The sequence below is a fragment of the Streptococcus sp. HMSC066F10 genome (assembly GCF_001813805.1).
Lineage (GTDB): Bacteria > Bacillota > Bacilli > Lactobacillales > Streptococcaceae > Streptococcus > Streptococcus vaginalis.
Genome location: NZ_KV813957.1, coordinates 13056 through 30930, shown reverse-complemented (window position 1 = coordinate 30930; position 17875 = coordinate 13056). Strand labels below are relative to the sequence as shown.

General features: G+C 35.9%; 15 protein-coding genes and 1 pseudogene. All 16 read left to right on the top strand.

The features are described 5' to 3' along the window. Entirely contained in the window at nucleotides 1-1506 is a 1506-nt protein-coding gene (locus HMPREF2933_RS01290; RefSeq protein ID WP_070672341.1) for an ABC transporter ATP-binding protein, read from the top strand. Between the two features lies 1 nt (nucleotide 1507). Beyond that, nucleotides 1508-2212 carry an energy-coupling factor transporter transmembrane component T gene (locus HMPREF2933_RS01285; protein WP_025194627.1) on the top strand — a complete coding sequence of 235 codons (705 nt, stop codon included), beginning with the start codon at nucleotides 1508-1510 and terminating at the stop codon, nucleotides 2210-2212. Between the two features lie 10 nt (nucleotides 2213-2222). Then, a complete protein-coding gene (locus HMPREF2933_RS01280) occupies nucleotides 2223-2807 on the top strand; it encodes an MptD family putative ECF transporter S component (RefSeq protein WP_000791747.1) in 585 nt (194 codons plus the stop codon). A gap of 250 nt (nucleotides 2808-3057) precedes the next feature. After that, the gene (locus tag HMPREF2933_RS01275; protein ID WP_070672338.1) at nucleotides 3058-3474 is read left to right on the top strand and encodes a sigma factor-like helix-turn-helix DNA-binding protein; all 417 of its coding nucleotides are present in this window, start codon (nucleotides 3058-3060) and stop codon (nucleotides 3472-3474) included. A gap of 452 nt (nucleotides 3475-3926) precedes the next feature. Further along, a complete protein-coding gene (locus HMPREF2933_RS10065; protein ID WP_001044199.1) occupies nucleotides 3927-4082 on the top strand; it encodes a hypothetical protein in 156 nt (51 codons plus the stop codon). Between the two features lie 98 nt (nucleotides 4083-4180). Then, nucleotides 4181-5845: a recombinase family protein gene (locus HMPREF2933_RS01270; protein WP_001246228.1), complete on the top strand. Its 1665-nt coding sequence runs from the start codon at nucleotides 4181-4183 to the stop codon at nucleotides 5843-5845. Then, complete coding sequence (locus HMPREF2933_RS01265) at nucleotides 5845-7512, top strand: recombinase family protein (RefSeq protein ID WP_000124684.1); 1668 nt, start codon at nucleotides 5845-5847, stop codon at nucleotides 7510-7512. Before HMPREF2933_RS01270 ends, HMPREF2933_RS01265 begins: the two co-directional genes overlap by 1 nt. Beyond that, nucleotides 7505-8998, top strand: a complete 1494-nt coding sequence (locus tag HMPREF2933_RS01260) for a recombinase family protein (RefSeq protein WP_000034166.1) — start codon at nucleotides 7505-7507, stop codon at nucleotides 8996-8998. The genes HMPREF2933_RS01265 and HMPREF2933_RS01260 overlap by 8 nt, the downstream gene beginning before the upstream one ends. Before the next feature lie 72 nt (nucleotides 8999-9070). Beyond that, on the top strand, nucleotides 9071-13777 hold the full coding sequence (locus HMPREF2933_RS01255; protein ID WP_236002977.1) for an SNF2-related protein: 4707 nt from the start codon (nucleotides 9071-9073) through the stop codon (nucleotides 13775-13777). Nucleotides 13778-13846: 69 nt separating this feature from the next. Beyond that, nucleotides 13847-14146: a DUF5962 family protein gene (locus tag HMPREF2933_RS01250; protein ID WP_024052552.1), complete on the top strand. Its 300-nt coding sequence runs from the start codon at nucleotides 13847-13849 to the stop codon at nucleotides 14144-14146. A 15-nt stretch (nucleotides 14147-14161) separates the two neighbouring features. Further along, entirely contained in the window at nucleotides 14162-14452 is a 291-nt protein-coding gene (locus HMPREF2933_RS01245) for a DUF5966 family protein (protein ID WP_024052551.1), read from the top strand. Between the two features lie 95 nt (nucleotides 14453-14547). Beyond that, nucleotides 14548-15186, top strand: coding sequence for a hypothetical protein (locus HMPREF2933_RS01240; protein WP_024052550.1), 639 nt, complete (start codon nucleotides 14548-14550; stop codon nucleotides 15184-15186). Nucleotides 15187-15224: 38 nt separating this feature from the next. After that, nucleotides 15225-15641 (top strand): annotated as a pseudogene (locus HMPREF2933_RS01235) (DNA primase); the annotation flags it as partial. Nucleotides 15642-15954: 313 nt separating this feature from the next. Continuing rightward, complete coding sequence (locus HMPREF2933_RS01230; RefSeq protein WP_024052547.1) at nucleotides 15955-16710, top strand: DeoR/GlpR family DNA-binding transcription regulator; 756 nt, start codon at nucleotides 15955-15957, stop codon at nucleotides 16708-16710. A gap of 199 nt (nucleotides 16711-16909) precedes the next feature. Further along, a complete protein-coding gene (gene lacA / locus HMPREF2933_RS01225) occupies nucleotides 16910-17335 on the top strand; it encodes a galactose-6-phosphate isomerase subunit LacA (RefSeq protein ID WP_024052546.1) in 426 nt (141 codons plus the stop codon). Nucleotides 17336-17353: 18 nt separating this feature from the next. Continuing rightward, complete coding sequence (gene lacB, locus HMPREF2933_RS01220) at nucleotides 17354-17869, top strand: galactose-6-phosphate isomerase subunit LacB (protein WP_024052545.1); 516 nt, start codon at nucleotides 17354-17356, stop codon at nucleotides 17867-17869. The last annotated feature ends 6 nt before the right edge of the window (nucleotides 17870-17875 follow it).

The following is a 17875-nucleotide window of genomic DNA, read 5'->3' as shown; positions in this document are numbered from 1 at the left end:
ATGATTTTGCTAAAAAATGTTTATTATGAATGGGAAGATGGACGAACTGCTTTAAAAAATGTCAATCTTGAAATTAGAAAAGGTGAATTTGTTTTAATTTCAGGGAAAAGTGGAAGTGGTAAAAGTACTCTTGGAAGTGTGATGAATGGTCTTATTCCACATTATTACAAAGGCAAAATGAAAGGGGAAGCCTTTGCGTCCGGAAAAGATATAAGCAAATTATCGCTTCATGAAATAGGGCATATTGTAGGGACTGTATTTCAAGATCCAAGAAGTCAATTTTTTACGACAACGACAGATGAAGAAATAGCTTTTGGGCTTCAAACCATTTGCAAATCAAGAGATGAAATAAAACAGAGAGTAGAAGAAGTATATGCAGAACTGGATATTGAGGAACTGAAAGGAAAATCTGTTTTTGAATTATCAAGCGGACAGAAACAAAAGATAGCTATTGCAAGTATCTATGCGATGAATCCGAAAGTTTTAATTTTAGATGAACCTTCAGCAAATTTGGATATGAAAGCAACATTTGACCTATTTTTAATTTTGGAAAAATTAAAGAAAAAAGGAACAACAGTTGTTCTAATTGAACATCGTTTGTACTATGTAAAATCTTTATTTGACCGTTTTCTTTTGGTGAAAGATGGAGAAATTGCACTGGACTTGAGTCGGGAAGAAGTTATTCATCTTGAAGGGGAGTTTTGGGATGAGAATGGACTAAGAACTCTTGAATTAGAAGAATATAGAATAAGTGAGAAGAAAGACTCATATCAATTAAATGATGAAAGTATAAACGGAAAAGGCTTGAGATTTTGCTATCCGAATGTAGCTAAGGATGTAAAGAAGCAAAAACAGTACATTTTAAATCATCTTGATTTTAATATGGAGTGCGGAATAGCCATTGGTCTTATCGGCTTAAATGGTACCGGAAAAACTACCTTTGCAAGAGTGATTTCAGGACTTGAGAAGATAAAAGAGGGGAAGATATGGACGGGGAAAGATAATTCGCTTAATCATAAAGATTTAATGGATATGTCATATTTTGTCTTTCAAGATTCAGACTATCAGTTGTTTTCGGAAAGTGTACTTGATGAAATGCTGCTTGGTATTTCAAGTAAAGATAAAAAAGAAAATACTCAAAAGGCAAAGTCTATTTTGAATGTACTTGGCTTAGATAAATACATTGATAAGCATCCGTTTGCTTTATCAAGAGGAGAAAAACAAAGACTCACAATAGCTTGTGGAATGATGAAACAGGCAAAAGTTTTTATCTATGATGAACCAACATCAGGTTGTGATAAAGACTCAATGCTTTCAGTGGCAAAATTAATTGAAGAACAATTAAAAAATGGAACAACAGTTTTGGTGATAAGTCATGATTTTGAGTTTTTAGCGAACACAGTGAGTAAGCTCTGGGTAATGGGAGATGGAAAAATAGAAAGTGTTTTGAATATGAGTGAAAGTAATAAAATTCTCATATTGGACAAGATGAGAGGAGGTAGATAACTTGATGGATAGAAAAACAGTCGATCCGAGAATAAAACTTACTCTACTTCCAATTGTTGGATTTACGAGCTTTTTTATAAGCGATACAATTCTACTTTTCGGACTGATTCTCTTTGCCTTTTTTCTGTATGTATACAGCAGTATGTGGAAAAGAGCATTACGCTTTATTTTGTTTTTTGTGATTTTATACTGCATAGAGTTATGGCTTGGAAAGTTTTGTGAAGCAAGTATCGTATTTGCAATATATATGTTTATTTACTTTGCATCAAGGATGACCTTAATTGCTATGTTTGGTGGATATATAACAAAGACTACAAGTGTAAGTGAAATGCTTGAAGCATTAAATAGAATGAAAGTACCAAGAAGCATTGGTATACCTTTTAGTGTTTTGCTTAGGTTTGTACCAACTATAAAAATAGAACTCAAGGCATTAAAAGAGAATATGAAGATTCGAGGAATCGTAACAAGTAGATTTTTCCCCTTGCTACATCCAATTAAATATATTGAATATACGCTTGTTCCGCTTTTAATGAGAATGATTAAGATTTCAGATGAACTGTCAGCTTCAGCACTCATTAGAGGACTTGATAGTGATGAGAACAGGGTTACATTAACAAAATTGAGGTTTAGAACAACGGATTTGTTGATTGGACTATTAGGAGCTTTGATGATTGCTCTTGTGATAGTAATACAGAAAATTTATTAGGAGGACTTTTATGAAAAACAAATTAAATGGTCGTGATTTTATTACAATCGGAATCTTTAATGCAATTGGAATTGTCATATACATGGCGGTTGCATTTGCTATGGCAACAACAGTGATTGGAGGATTTATTGCTTCAGGAGTTAGCTTTATGGTAGCTGCTACCGTTTATATCCTTATGGCTTTGAAAGTTAAAAAGAAGGGCGTATTTACAATATCAGGAACGCTTCTTGGTTTAATTGCATTGTCAGGAGGACATTTGCCTCATGCAGTCTTTGCTGTAATCGGTGGAATTATATGTGATTTGATTATAGGAAATTATGAGAGCAAGGGACGAATGATTATTGGATATGGGATATTTGCATTAGCGGATTTTTTAGGGACAGTAATTCCTGTGATTTTATTCGGAACAGCTTCTTTTGTGGAAAGAGCATCAAAATGGAAAATGAGTGAAGCACAAATAAATGAAGCATTATCTTATTTCAAAGTTTCATGGGCAGTAGGCTTTGCCTTGATAACATTTGTTCTTGCTTGCATAGGAGCATTCGTTGCAACAAAGATACTCAAAAAGCATTTTGAAAAAGCAGGAGTGATTTAATCAATCTTTATTTGTGAGGGAAAAATGGATTAAATAATGGAGGTAATTGCTATGTATTATTTAGGGTCTGTTATTCATATAGAAAAAAACAATAGACCTTTTTGATACTGGTAATTATCATAAAAAATCAAATTTAAAATATAGAGAAAGAGCAAGTTTCTTTCATTTCAGAGGACTTATTATGCCTATGTGCAGGAGTCCTCCTTTTTTGTCTAAAAACGCAGACAAAAAAAGAAATGGAGGGAATAAAATGCCAAAAGAATATTACCTTTATGTCAACGGACAAAGGGTTAAAGTCAGCGAGCAGATATATAAAGTCTACTGGCGAGAAAAAGAACACGAAAAGTATTTAGAGCAGGTGGACAAGAAAAACCACTTGCTCTTTTTTTCATCATTGGATCATGACGGACACTTTGTAGATAATATTATTGATGAAAATGTTGATGTAGAAAAGATTGTTGAAACACAGATGATGATTGAAGCAGTCAGAAATGCTATATCAAGGCTCAATGCAGAAGAAAGAGATATTATTGAACGCTTGTATTTCAATGATGAAACTTTATCAAGTGTCGCAACTGAAAAGAAAGTGAGCTATCAAGCTATACAGTGGAGAAAAAACAATATCTTGAAGAAGTTAAAGAAACTTTTGGAAGAGCTATTGGGTTAAGTACCTTGTAGTATGGGGCAGATTTTCCTTTATAAAGTGAAGGGAGATCTGTCCTCTTTAATTTTTTAGAAGATAGGAAATAAAATTCAAGATATTTAAAAGGAATTCTCTCTCTTACAGCCATTAGGCAATCGTTCTTTGACAACTGAATAGACCAAGGTGGGACGTTATCCATTTGTGGAGAATTATGACCTACGCCAAGACTTTTCTGCTGAGAAATTGGTTTAAATGAATACTGGTAAGTGCCAAGGATAAAAGAAAAAGAGCGATAAATAGGAATACATAAAGGATAGGTGTGGCAATCTATCTCTGTGATGCAAATGGTGATAATGATACTTCAATAGTTTAAGCCGGCTCGTCTTAATAAGGGGCGGTGGTGAGATTCCAATGTAGCAGCCAATGCACCTACCAATGTCAAAAAACTTATTACAAAAAATAGTGAGGTTAAGACTATGAATAAAACAAAAGAAGTTAAACAAGATAAGGATAAAAAGCAAATAGCAGATGATTATTCTAAGAAAATAACCTACTCTACAAGCGAAAATGAAAAGCTTGATTTACTTGATATTGTTGAGATGTATCTATGTAAAGCCTGTGTCAGGATTTGAGGGGCTGACAAAGAGAAATAGGGTGCGGTAAAATATAGGTGGTAGAAGTAATCTTCCGAAATGACTATTTGCCAAAATATCATTTTAGGAGGATTGTTATGAGAAATACTGCGTGTATGTATCTTCGTCTTTCAAGAGAAGATGGAGATAGTAATGAAAGCAACTCTATTTCAAATCAAAGACAAATAATCAAATCTTACGCTAAAGAAAAGGACATTGAATTATCCTATGAATATGTAGATGATGGATATAGTGGTTCTAATTTTGAGCGACCAAATTTTAAGAATATGATTGATGACCTGAATAAAGGAAAGTTTTCTATCATTATGGTAAAAGACTTATCTCGTTTTGGCAGAGATTATATTGAGTCTGGGAAGTATCTGCAAAAGATATTTCCTGAAAAAGGTATTCGCTTCATATCTGTAAATGATAACTATGATAGTGATAATGCGGATGTTAGCGATACACATTTAATACTTCCGATTAGAAATTTTATCAATGACAGTTACTGTCGAGATATTTCTATGAAAGTGAAATCATCAAAAGAGGTGAAAAGGAAGAATGGCGAGTTTATTGGGTCATTTGCTCCTTTTGGATATAAGAAAGATGATAAGAATAAACATCAGCTTGTAGTTGATACAGAAGTCGCTCATATTATTGAGCGAATATTTAATATGAAAATAGAGGGTTATTCCTCAAAGGCTATAGCCGACTTTCTAAACAGTATTGGAACAGTTACACCATCAAAGCACAAAGAAAATAATGGTGATAATTTCAATACTGGTTTTGTTGTGAAAAAAGCAAAGTGGGATGCTAAGATGGTAAACCGTATTATTTCAAATAAGGTTTATATTGGTGTCCTGGAACAAGGGAAAACCACAAAGTTAAATTATAAATCAAAGCATGAAGTAGATGTTTCAAAAGAAGACTGGATTGCAATAGAAAATGCTCATGAAAGCATAGTATCAAAATCCATTTTTGCACTTGCAAACAAAATGCTACTTCGTGATGTGAAACAATCTAAAGATAAGCCATATATATTATCAGGTATGCTTTATTGTAAAGACTGTGGAAGTCCTATGATCAGGAGAAAAGTAAGAGATAAGATTTTCTACATTTGCTCTGAATATAATAATGCTGGAGAGTGTTCAAGGCATAGCATAAAAGAAGATTATGTTACCCACGCAACTATTCATGCATTAAATGAATATCTATCTAAGTACAATGAGCTACTTAAAAAAGTTAGCGAAATAGATGTTTCAAAGTTTACATTAAAGGTTGATTTTGAGTCATTAAATGCAGAAAAAATGAAGTATGAAAGACTTAGACAATCTCTTTACATGGATTTAGAAGAAGAACTTATTACGACTGAAGAATTTGAACGATTTAGAAAAAATTATCTTATCAAGATTAGAGAAATTGAGAAACAAATTATTACAAAGCAAAATATCGTAGATGAACTGAAAATGAAGATAAACGATAAAGGTAGTTTCGTTTCTGAGATAGTTCCTAATCCTGGAAGCGATGAATTGAATCGATTGTCTTTAGTGTCTTTTATAGATCGTATTGAGATAGGAGAGGATAATGCAATTAACTTTGTCTTCAACAATATTGAAACAGTAAATCTACTTCAAGCAATTGTGTATAGTGATAAGGCTAAAGCTAAGGATACACATAAGGCAAGATTAATATCAATGGGCAAGTTATTTGGTGAGCAGTTAGAAAGAGTTGAACCTAAGCTTGCAGTTGGAGGTGTTTGTTAATGGCAAGGACTTCCAAAAGATATATAAGAAAAAACGAAGAACAAGCACAAAAAGTATTTTATAAAGCTGGAGTATATACAAGATTATCCAGTGAAAGAAAAGAAGAATGGCGTGAGAAATCATCGTCTATCGAAACACAGGTGCTTTGTTGTAAAGAGTATGCTTTAAAGGAAAATATCAAAGTCGTAAATATCTACACAGACTATGAATACAGTGGAACAAATTTTGAAAGACCACAGTTTCAGGAGATGATGCAAGATATTCGTGAAAGAAGAATTAATTGTATTATCATAAGGGACTTATCGAGACTTGGAAGAGAATATCTTGAGATGGGAAGACTCATAGACAAGGTATTTCCATTCTTGGGAGTAAGATTTATTTCTGTTAATGATAAGGTTGATACTGTTAAGGATTTAGATTCTAAGAAATCATTTGAAGTAACTCTAAAGAATATCGTCAATGATATGTATGCTAAAGATATTTCGGTGAAGATAAAGACAAGTAAGCACAATAGGGCAAGAAACGGATACTTTATTGGTTCTGTTCCGCCTTATGGATATAAGGTAGTAAAATTAAAAGAGGGACAGAAATTAGAAGTTGATGAGAATGTTAGATTCATCGTTGAAGAAATGTTCCGATTGACACTTGAGGGAAAAAGCCAATATGAGGTTGCAAAACACTTTAATACAAAGGGTTATGCGACGGGAATGGTCTATTACAAAACAGGTAGAATTTATAGACAAGATGGCGATCCACAGTGGAATAAAGCTACTATTTCAAAAATGCTTACTAATAGAGCATACACAGGAACTTTAGTGCAAGGTGTTAAGCAACAAAATCTTGCAAAAGGAATGAAGCAACAATATGTAGATAAAAGTCAGCATATTATATATGAAAATGCTCATGAACCTATTATCTCAAAAGAGGACTTTGAAAAAGTGCTACAAAGGCGAGCAGATAGATTAAAGAATAATGCTTTTGGTGCAGAAATGCATAACTTTGAAAGAGATTATGAGAACAGATATAAAGGACTGATTTTCAATAATGCAACAGGCAAGGAGCTTTATCGAAGAACCAGAATTTACGGGATAAACCATGATAGGCTTCACTACTCTTTTCAAAATGATACTTGTACAGGCAAGATAGATAACGAAGTAAGAGTATTTATTATGGAAAGAGACTTAGATAAAGCAATGTCAGAAAAGGTAGCAGAGTTTATTACTAAGGCTACAAGCAAGACAAAGCTAATAGAAAGAGTTTCCATAAAGTTTGACGAAAATATTGATGAATTAAACAAGGATATTTTCAAATTGAAAGCCAAGATTGAAAAAGAGGAGATTCTAATTCAAAAAGCTTATGAAGAATATAGCTTAGGCAAGATTGATAGGGAAATATATAGCCTTAAAAGAGAGATTGCTCTTAGCCATATTGCAACAATCAATAATGAAGTTATTGCCATTGAAAAGGTTGTAAAAGACCTTGAAAGGGATAAGAAAACATCTATTAAGTGGATTAAGGATGTGTTTACGGCAAAAAAGGTTGAAAAATTACCAGCTGATTTAATTCATAGCTTAGTGGAAAAGATAATTGTCTATGGCAATCATAACTTTGAAATAATCTTTAAATTTAATATGGATAGTTTGATGGGAGGTGTGGAAGATGAGTAAAATTGCACTCTATATCAGATTATCTGTAGAAGATCAGATGAAGAAAGATGAGAGCGAAAGTATTATAAATCAAAGGTATTTCCTGAACGATTTTCTTGATAGAAATGACGAATTTAAAAGCTTCAAAAGAGAAGAATATGTTGACGATGGATATACAGGGACAAATGAGAAAAGACCATCTTTTCAAAGAATGCTTGAAGAAGTTAAGCATGGTAAAATCAATGCCATAATTGTAAAAGACTTGTCGAGGTTTATGAGAGATTATATTACCCTTGGTGATTATCTGGAGAATATATTCCCGTTTCTTGGTATTAGGTTTATTGCGATTAATGATGGCTATGATAGTGATAAGGAAAAAGGAAATGGAACAGATCTTGATATTCAGTTTAAGGGTTTGTTATATGACTTCTATACAAAAGATATTTCGCAAAAAGTAAAGACAGTTACTACTGAACTTAAAAAGCAAGGAAAGTTTCTTGCTTGGAGTCCACCATTTGGTTATATGAAAGATCCAGATGATAAGCACAACATCATTATTGATAATAAGACAGCTTGGATTGTGAGGAAGGTATATGACTTAGCACTTACAGGACTTGCATCAAGAAAGATTGCAGCAGTTATGAATGAAGAGAATATACCAACACCAAACGAGCGTAAAAAAGAACTTACCAACATGGATTATGAATATAACATAGTGTCATCAGATACAAGAGATGCACCAACATGGACAAATGGTACAGTGGTAGATATTTTATCCAATGAAAATTACACAGGCACTTATGTCTTCAATATGCAAGAAAAATCGGTATTAAATCCAAGTAGTTTTAAATTTAATCCTAAAGAAGAATGGGGTAGAGTTTATGACCACCACGAAGCTATCATTTCAAGAGAAGAATTCAATAAGGTTCAAGAAATTAAAGAAAAAAATAGCTTTCTAAAAGGGAAAAATACTGACTATCCTTGGAGGACAAAATCGCCATTACAAGGATTTGCAAGATGTCCTACTTGTAATCATATTTTAGGATTTACCCAAACGAAACATAAAAGACTTGATGGAAGCATAAGGGTGCATAAGTATTTTTCTTGCAGGATATGTAAATGCAACAATGTAGAACATAAAAATTCAAGAGTAAATGACCTTGAAGAACAAGTCCTTGTACTTATTAAAGAAAAATATGGTGAAGTAGAAGTAAAACCCAAAGAAAAAATAAGTATTAAAGATATAGAGAAGAAGATAGAAAAGCTTCAGGCAAAGAAGATGTCTGATTTTGAAAAATATAAACTTGGTAAAATGACGAAAGTTAAGTTTGTAGAAAGTAAAAACCAGATAGATAAGGAAATTGACAGGCTGGAAGAAAAGATAAAACTATCTTCTAACGAAACAGAAGTAGTAACAGATAATGAGCTTACACGAGAACTTATGGAAAAGTATGTTGAGTCAGTTATCTGTGAAGGTAGTATAGTTCAAAAAATCATATGGAAATAGACAGGGGGAGGGAGTGAGAAATCACTCTCTTTTTGCTGTCTAAAAATAGACAATATATTTTGTGTCAGTCGCTTGACACGAGAGGGAACAGGGAATTTCTTTGCGGCTATGCCCAAACATTTGAGAGAAAAAAGTGAGTTATACGGTGTGGAGTTAGATACCATTACAGGAGCTATTGCCAAACACCTTCATCCAAATGCGCATATAGAAGTCAAAGGCTTTGAGACAGTTGCTTTTAATGATAATAGCTTTGATTTGGTAATTTCAAATGTACCGTTTGCTAATATTCGGATTGCAGATAACAAGTACGATAAGCCTTATATGATTCATGACTATTTTGTGAAGAAGTCGCTTGATTTGGTGCATGATGGTGGGCAAGTGACTATTATCTCCTCCACAGGAACCATGGATAAACGGACGGAGAATATTCTTCAAGATATTCGTGAGACAACCGAGTTTCTTGGTGGTGTGCGTTTACCAGATACTGCTTTTAAGGCCATTGCAGGAACCAATGTTACAACAGATATGTTGTTCTTCCAGAAGCACTTCGACAAAGGATATGTGGCAGCTGACCTAGCCTTTTCAGGTTCCGTTCGTTATGACAAGGATGACCGCATTTGGCTCAATCCTTACTTTGATGGAGAATACAATCGCCAAGTCCTAGGAACCTATGAAGTCAGAAACTTTAACGGTGGAACTCTTTCTGTTAAGGGCAGTTCTGATAACCTGATAGGAGATGTTCAGACTGCTATGGAACAGGTCAAGGCACCAAGAATGGTAGATGCTTCTGAAATCATCATCAACCCAGATGTACTGGCCAAACTAGTTATTGATACCTCCATTCCACCTGAAATGAGAGAGAATCTTGGTCAATACAGTTTTGGCTATCAGGATTCTACGGTTTACTATCGAGATAACAAAGGTATTCGAGTGGGAACCAAGACGGAAGAAATCAGCTATTATGTCGATGAAGATGGAAACTTTAAAGCCTGGGACAGCAAGCATTCCCAAAAGCAGATTGACCGCTTTAATGCTTTAGAGGTGACGGATAGTACGGCTCTTGATGTCTATGTGACCGAGGAAACAGCAAAACGAGGACAATTTAAGGGATATTTCAAAAAAACGGTCTTTTATGAAGCACCGCTATCAGATAAGGAAGTGGCACGGATTAAGGGAATGGTGGACATTCGTAATACTTATCAAGAAGTCATTGCCATTCAACGCTATTATGACTACGATAAGGAGAAATTTAATCAATTGTTAGGCAAACTCAATCATGTTTATGATAGCTTTGTCAAACGCTATGGTTATTTGAATAGTGCTGTAAACCGCAATCTTTTTGATAGTGATGATAAGTATTCGCTCCTTGCTAGTTTAGAAGATGAAAGTCTTGACCCAAATGGAAAAACGATTATCTATACTAAGTCGCTTGCCTTTGAAAAAGCTCTGGTTCGTCCTGAAAGAGAAGTGACAGAAGTTACCTCAGCACTTGATGCTCTCAATTCCAGCCTAGCAGATGGGCGTGGAGTGGATTTGGATTACATGATGTCTATTTATCACACAGATTCCAAAGCTACTTTGATTGAAGAACTGGGAGATGCCATTATTCCTGACCCAGAACGCTATCTCCAAAACGGAGAAGTGGTCTATGTGTCTCGTCAGGATTTCTTATCAGGGGATGTGGTGACCAAGTTAGAAATTGTGGACTTACTCATTAAGCAAGAAAATTCTGATTTTCCTTGGCAACACTATCAAGCTCTCTTAGAAGAGGTTAGACCACAACGTGTCACTCTAGCAGATATTGATTATCGGATTGGCTCACGTTGGATTCATCTAGCCGTTTATGGAAAATTTGCCCAAGAAACCTTTATGGGGAAAGCCTATGAACTCTCTGGCCAAGAAGTAGCGACAGTCCTTGAAGTCAGTCCTCTTGATGGAACAATTTCCTACCAGTCTAAGTTTGCCTATACCTATTCTACGGCAACGGATAGAAGTCTGGGTGTTTCAGGTTCTCGTTATGATAGTGGTCGAAAAATCTTTGAAAACCTCCTTAATTCCAATCAACCGACCGTCACAAAACAAATTGTTGAAGGAGACAAGAAAAAGAATGTGACAGATGTGGAGAAAACAACAGTTCTTCGTGCCAAGGAAAACCAAATTCAAGAGTTGTTTCAAGACTTTGTGGCAAGGTACCCAGAAGTGCAGCAGATGATTGAAGACACCTATAACGGCCTCTATAATCGAACAGTGTCCAAGGTCTATGATGGCAGTCATTTAGCCATCGATGGGCTTGCCCAGAATATCTCCTTACGTCCTCACCAAAAGAATGCCATTCAACGGATTGTGGAAGAAAAACGTGCCCTACTAGCTCACGAAGTCGGTTCTGGAAAGACCTTAACCATGCTGGGAGCAGGCTTTAAACTGAAAGAACTTGGTATGGTGCATAAACCTCTCTATGTGGTTCCTTCTAGTTTGACCGCCCAGTTTGGTCAAGAAATCATGAAGTTCTTTCCAACGAAAAAGGTCTATGTGACGACCAAGAAAGACTTTGCCAAAGCCAAACGCAAGCAGTTTGTCTCTCGCATTATCACAGGGGACTACGATGCTATTGTCATTGGGGATTCCCAGTTTGAAAAAATACCGATGAGTCGTGAGAAACAGGTCACTTATATTCACGATAAGCTAGAGCAACTCCGAGAAATCAAGCTAGAAAGTGATAGTGACTATACGGTTAAAGAAGCAGAGCGCTCCATCAAGGGCTTGGAACATCAATTGGAAGAACTCCAAAAACTGGAACGAGATACCTTTATTGAATTTGAAAATCTAGGTATTGATTTCGTCTTTGTGGACGAGGCTCACCATTTCAAAAATATTAGACCGATTACTGGACTTGGCAATGTCGCAGGAATCACCAATACCACTTCTAAGAAGAATGTGGATATGGAGATGAAGGTGAGACAGGTTCAGGCAGAGCATGGAGATAGAAATGTCGTTTTTGCGACAGGAACACCTGTATCCAACTCCATTAGTGAACTTTACACCATGATGAATTATATTCAGCCAGATGTCTTAGAACGTTATCAGGTATCCAATTTTGACTCGTGGGTTGGAGCTTTCGGAAATATCGAGAACTCTATGGAGTTAGCCCCCACAGGAGATAAGTATCAACCCAAGAAACGGTTTAAGAAATTTGTCAATCTTCCTGAACTTATGCGAATCTACAAGGAAACTGCCGATATTCAAACTTCTGATATGTTGGATTTACCTGTACCAGAAGTTAAGATAATTGCGGTGGAAAGCGAGTTAACGCAAGCTCAGAAATACTATTTAGAAGAACTGGTAGAGCGTTCAGACGCTATCAAATCAGGCGGCGTTGACCCTAGTGTTGATAACATGCTTAAGATCACTGGGGAAGCCAGAAAATTAGCCATTGATATGCGGTTGATTGACCCAGCTTATACTTTATCGGACAATCAGAAAATTCTTCAAGTGGTTGATAATGTCGAGCGGATTTACCGTGAAGGAGCTGGAGACAAAGCCACTCAGATGATTTTCTCGGATATTGGAACCCCTAAAAGTAAGGAAGAAGGCTTTGATGTTTACAATGAACTCAAAGACTTGCTTGTGGATCGAGGGATTCCAAAAGACCAGATTGCCTTTGTCCATGACGCCAATACTGATGAAAAGAAAAACTCACTGTCTAGAAAGGTCAATAGCGGAGAAGTACGGATTCTCATGGCTTCAACGGAAAAGGGCGGAACTGGTTTAAACGTGCAATCACGAATGAAAGCTGTCCACCATTTGGATGTTCCTTGGCGTCCCTCGGACATCCAGCAACGCAATGGACGTTTGATTAGACAAGGTAATCTGCACCAAAATGTAGAGATTTATCATTATATTACGAAAGGTTCTTTTGATAATTATTTGTGGGCAACACAGGAAAATAAGTTGCGTTATATTAAACAAATTATGACATCTAAAGAACCTATTCGAGCAGCAGAAGATATAGACGAACAAACCATGACGGCTTCTGACTTTAAGGCTTTAGCGACTGGTAATCCCTATCTCAAACTCAAAATGGAGTTGGAAAATGAACTAACGGTGTTAGAAAATCAAAAACGAGCCTTTAACCGCTCCAAAGATGAATACCGCCATACCGTTTCCTATTGCGAGAAGTACCTCCCTATCATGGAAAAACGATTGAGTCAATATGATAAGGATATTGCTCAATCCCTCGCAACTAAGCACTTAGACTTTGTCATGCGATTTGACAATCAAGCAATGGACAATCGTGCTGAAGCAGGGGACTATCTCCGAAAACTCATTACCTATAACCGTTCAGAGACCAAGGAAGTCAGAACACTTGCCACATTTAGAGGATTTGATTTAAAAATGACAACTCGAGGTCCTAGTGAGCCCTTACCAGAGACTATTTCTTTGATGATTGTAGGAGATAATCAATATACAGTCGCCCTTGATTTGAAATCAGACGTGGGAACTATTCAACGGATTAATAATGCCATTGACCATATTATTGATGACCAAGAAAAGACAGAAGAGATGGTAAAGAACCTAAAAGATAAGTTACAAGTAGCGAAAGTTGAAGTTGAGAAAGTCTTTCCAAAAGAAGAGGATTATCAGCTTGTAAAGGCTAAGTATGATGTTTTGGCACCCTTGGTAGAACAAGAAGCTGAAATCGAGGAAATTGATGTAGCACTGGCCAAGTTTAATGAAGGCACACAACATCAAAAACAGCAACAAATAGCTCTTGAGATTTAAGAAAAAGGCTGACAAAAATTTTTGAACGCGGTAAAATGAAGTCAAGAAATCACAAAAGGAGACTAGATCATGGCCCAAACGATAGAAGAAATGCGTTATCAACTAGAAGAATGGTTGGTACAAGGTTTCACAAGTCCAGAGGATAGAGCTGACTACCAAGCTTTAAAGGAACAGTATGAAGATGAAACCCTTGATGTTAGCTTTTCAAAACGAGAAATCATCAGTCAATTAGAGGTCATCATCACGACCCGTGAGAATGACTTTCCGGACTTGGATGAGGTTACAAAAGAAGACTACCTTGATTTAGTTAGTCAATTAGATGAACTCGACAAGGAACAAGCTGATTATTACCGTAAGCAATTGACTTAGGAAGAGGTGCAAGATATGATGGAACAGATATTACAAAGCTCTCTTCTTATTACCGCATTAGGATTAATCTTTATTGTTTTATTTCAGATTGTAAAGGCTGCAACAGGGTTAGTTCTTATCGGCCTCATTGGAAGCTTGGCCTTTATGGAAATTTTTGGGATTTACCTCTTCTTCACAGAACGAAATCTCTATACAGAAGATTTAGCCACCAATGGTATTTGGAGTTTTACAGGATTTTATATTGCATCGAACTTTTTATTCTTCCTTACTCTGATGATTAGATTATGGAGAAAAAGGGTAGCTTAATACTTAGGATTACCAATTGGTAGTCCTTTTTCTTGTGATAAAATCTCCAAGTTAATCTTGATATGATGTGGCTATCACTTATAAAGGAGAAAGCCATGTTAAATAAAGTAAAGGCTAGATTTCTGATTGGAGTAGGAGGTTTAGTCGCAGTAAGTTTTATGGTCATGATTGGCTATACGATTGGCTCACAATCCGTTTCAAAGCAAACTGAGCACCAAATACGAGCAGAAGCAAATAAGCTAGTGACAAAGGAAAGGCAGGAAGAAAAAGCAACGATCTTATCAGATGAGCTTGTTAAAGAGTTTTTGACACGGTATTATACCAAAGTTCAGCTAGGTGAAAATAACACTCGTATTAAGCCCTACATGACTGATTCGGCATTTTCAGAAGAAGAAGCAAATCAGAAAGAAGCCATCAATCAAGTTTATAAAGATTACATGCTTGACTACCGATTTGAATCAGCTAGTATCTACGTCGATACAGAAGAAAATGAAGCACTTGCAGAAGTATCCTATCAAGTGACCTATGTATCTGATTTGAGTAAGCAGCAACAACGAACTACTCAGACAGAAACTAAGACGATTAAGTTGTCCTACTCCAAGGTTTCAGACAAGCTCCTGGTTAATCATCTAACCATTTGTAATGGAAAACTAGAGAACTTAAAAGAAGCTACCGATGGGGCTAACTCTAGTATTCCAAACATTCAAGGAGATACCACACATGAGACAAACTAGCAGGAGAGATTCTTCTGCTTTTTTGATAGGGAGATGAGATGACAATAATTAAAGCAGTAAAACAAAAGTCCATTTTAGATGTGGCTGAGAGTCTGGGTTATTCCTTTAGATGTTTATCAGGACAAGTTTATGAACACCCAGAACATGATTCCTTTCGGATTTTTGCCGATACCAATACATTCAAATGGTTTTCAAGAGACATACAAGGGGATGTGATTGACTTTGTTCAGCTGGTGACAGGTGTTTCTTTCAAAGAAGCTGTATCTTATCTTGAAACTGGAGATTTTAAACAGACTAAAACGATAGAAGAAATTTATAAACCTTTTCGTTATTACCTCACTGAAGAACCTTTTCAGCAAGCACGAACCTACTTGACCCAGATTCGTGGATTAAGTGATGAGGTTATTAATGCCTTCGGCAGAAAAGGAATCTTGGCTCAAGCGTGTTACCAGACATCTTTAAACTTCAAAAACAATTAGATAAATATCTAGAAAATTATGAAGATGTAGCAAGGAGATTGGAAAACTTTGTAGAAATCTTGAATAAAGAATATACAGAAGCCTCCAAATTCAAGTATCAAGAATCATTAGATCAACCTGAAATATAGAAATTTTCAGAGGTACTAATGCAAGTCGAAAGTGTTTGAATTAAACATGAAATGTTGAAATGTTAAACAGAAAGAGTTATAATGAATACTAGAATCTTTCTGTATAAAATATCAGAATAAACAATGAACAATTGGTAACAATGTAGATAAGGGGATAAAGGATGAACAAACATCAACGACTGGATGAATTAGTCAAACTAGTTGATAGAGCGGGAACAGTCACTGTTTCTGAGATTATGGACAGTTTGAAAGTTTCAGATATGACGGTGCGGCGTGATTTAACAGAGTTAGAAAGTCAAGGAAAACTGACTCGAATTTTTGGTGGAGCCAAAAGTAATAAATCCCAATTCTATCGTGAACTCCCCCATGAAGAAAAGCTATTAAAGAACATAGAAGAAAAGAAGAAAGTAGCCAAGAAGGCTGTAGAATTAATTAAGGATGGGGACACCATTTTTCTTGGCCCAGGAACTTCTGTCGAGGTTCTTGTTGATGAGATTACGAATGAAAATCTTCGGGTGATTACTAATTGTCTACCAATCTTTAATGATCTACAGAAAAAGAAATCTGATACGTTTAAAGTATTTCTCTTAGGTGGAGAAATGAGAGATGCCACTCAGGCTTTTGTTGGAGAGATGACAAATGCCATTATGGATCGGATGTATTTCTCCAAGATGTTTTTTAGTGGGAATGGAATTAAGAATGGTCAGATTATGACTTCGTCTTTTGAAGAAGCTTACACTCAAAAGCTAGCCCTGGAACGATCCACTGAAAGCTATCTTTTGATAGATTCCTCTAAAATCGGGAAGGAAGATTTTACTTCTATCTGTTCCTTATCAGATATCACCGCTGTAATCACTGATCAATCTTTAGATAAGGTACAAGAAAAGGTAGAGGAGTATACAAAAGTGATTTTATAACTTACTCTGATTATATTGTCTAAAAGCTCTTTTTAGGGCTTTTTTTGTTTGACTTAATCAGATTAATAAAAATATTGATTGAATTAAACAAAAAGTGTTGACAATAAACTAAAAAAGGAGTATATTATGATTATGAAAATCAGATTGTGTTGGTTAAAAACAACAATCTGTTCAAATAAATCAAAAAAGGAGAATGCTCATGGCAATTATTATTGGAGCAAATGCTGCAGGAAGCAAGCTGAAAGATGTGGTCAAAGATTATCTCGTTGGAGAAAGCTTTGAAGTAGTCGATGTGACAAAGGAAGGCCAGGATTTCATTGATGTGACACTAGCGGTTGCCACTGAAGTGAATGAGCAAGAAGATAATCTTGGTATTGTCATTGATGCATACGGAGCAGGTCCGTTCATGGTTGCGACAAAAATTAAGGGTATGGTTGCAGCAGAAGTTTCAGATGAACGCTCTGCTTATATGACTCGCGGCCACAACAACTCTCGTATGATTACGATGGGATCAGAAATTGTTGGTGAAGGCCTTGCTAAGAATATTGCAAAAGGATTCGTCAATGGGAAATATGACGGAGGTCGCCACCAAATCCGTGTTGATATGCTCAACAAGATGTGCTAAGGAGAGAGGAGAATTTAAATGAAAATTGCAATTGGATGTGACCATATCGTAACTAACGAAAAGATGGCTGTTGTTGATTTTTTGAAATCAAAAGGCTATGAAGTTCAAGACTACGGAACATACGACCATGTACGGACTCATTATCCAATCTATGGTAAAAAAGTCGGAGAAGCAGTGGCCAGCAGAAAAGCAGATCTAGGAATCTGTATCTGCGGTACAGGGGTCGGCATTAATAATGCGGTTAACAAGGTTCCGGGAATCCGTTCAGCCTTGGTCCGTGATATGACTTCAGCTCTCTACGCTAAAGAAGAATTAAATGCTAATGTTATCGGGTTTGGTGGCAAGATTACCGGAGAACTTCTCATGTGTGATATCATTGAAGCTTTCATTCATGCAGAATATAAACCAACGGAAGAAAACAAAAAGTTGATTGCAAAAATTGAGCATGTCGAAACTCACAACGCTCATCAAGCTGATGAGAACTTTTTCACAGAATTTTTGGAAAAGTGGGATCGCGGAGAATACCACGATTAGTGAGGT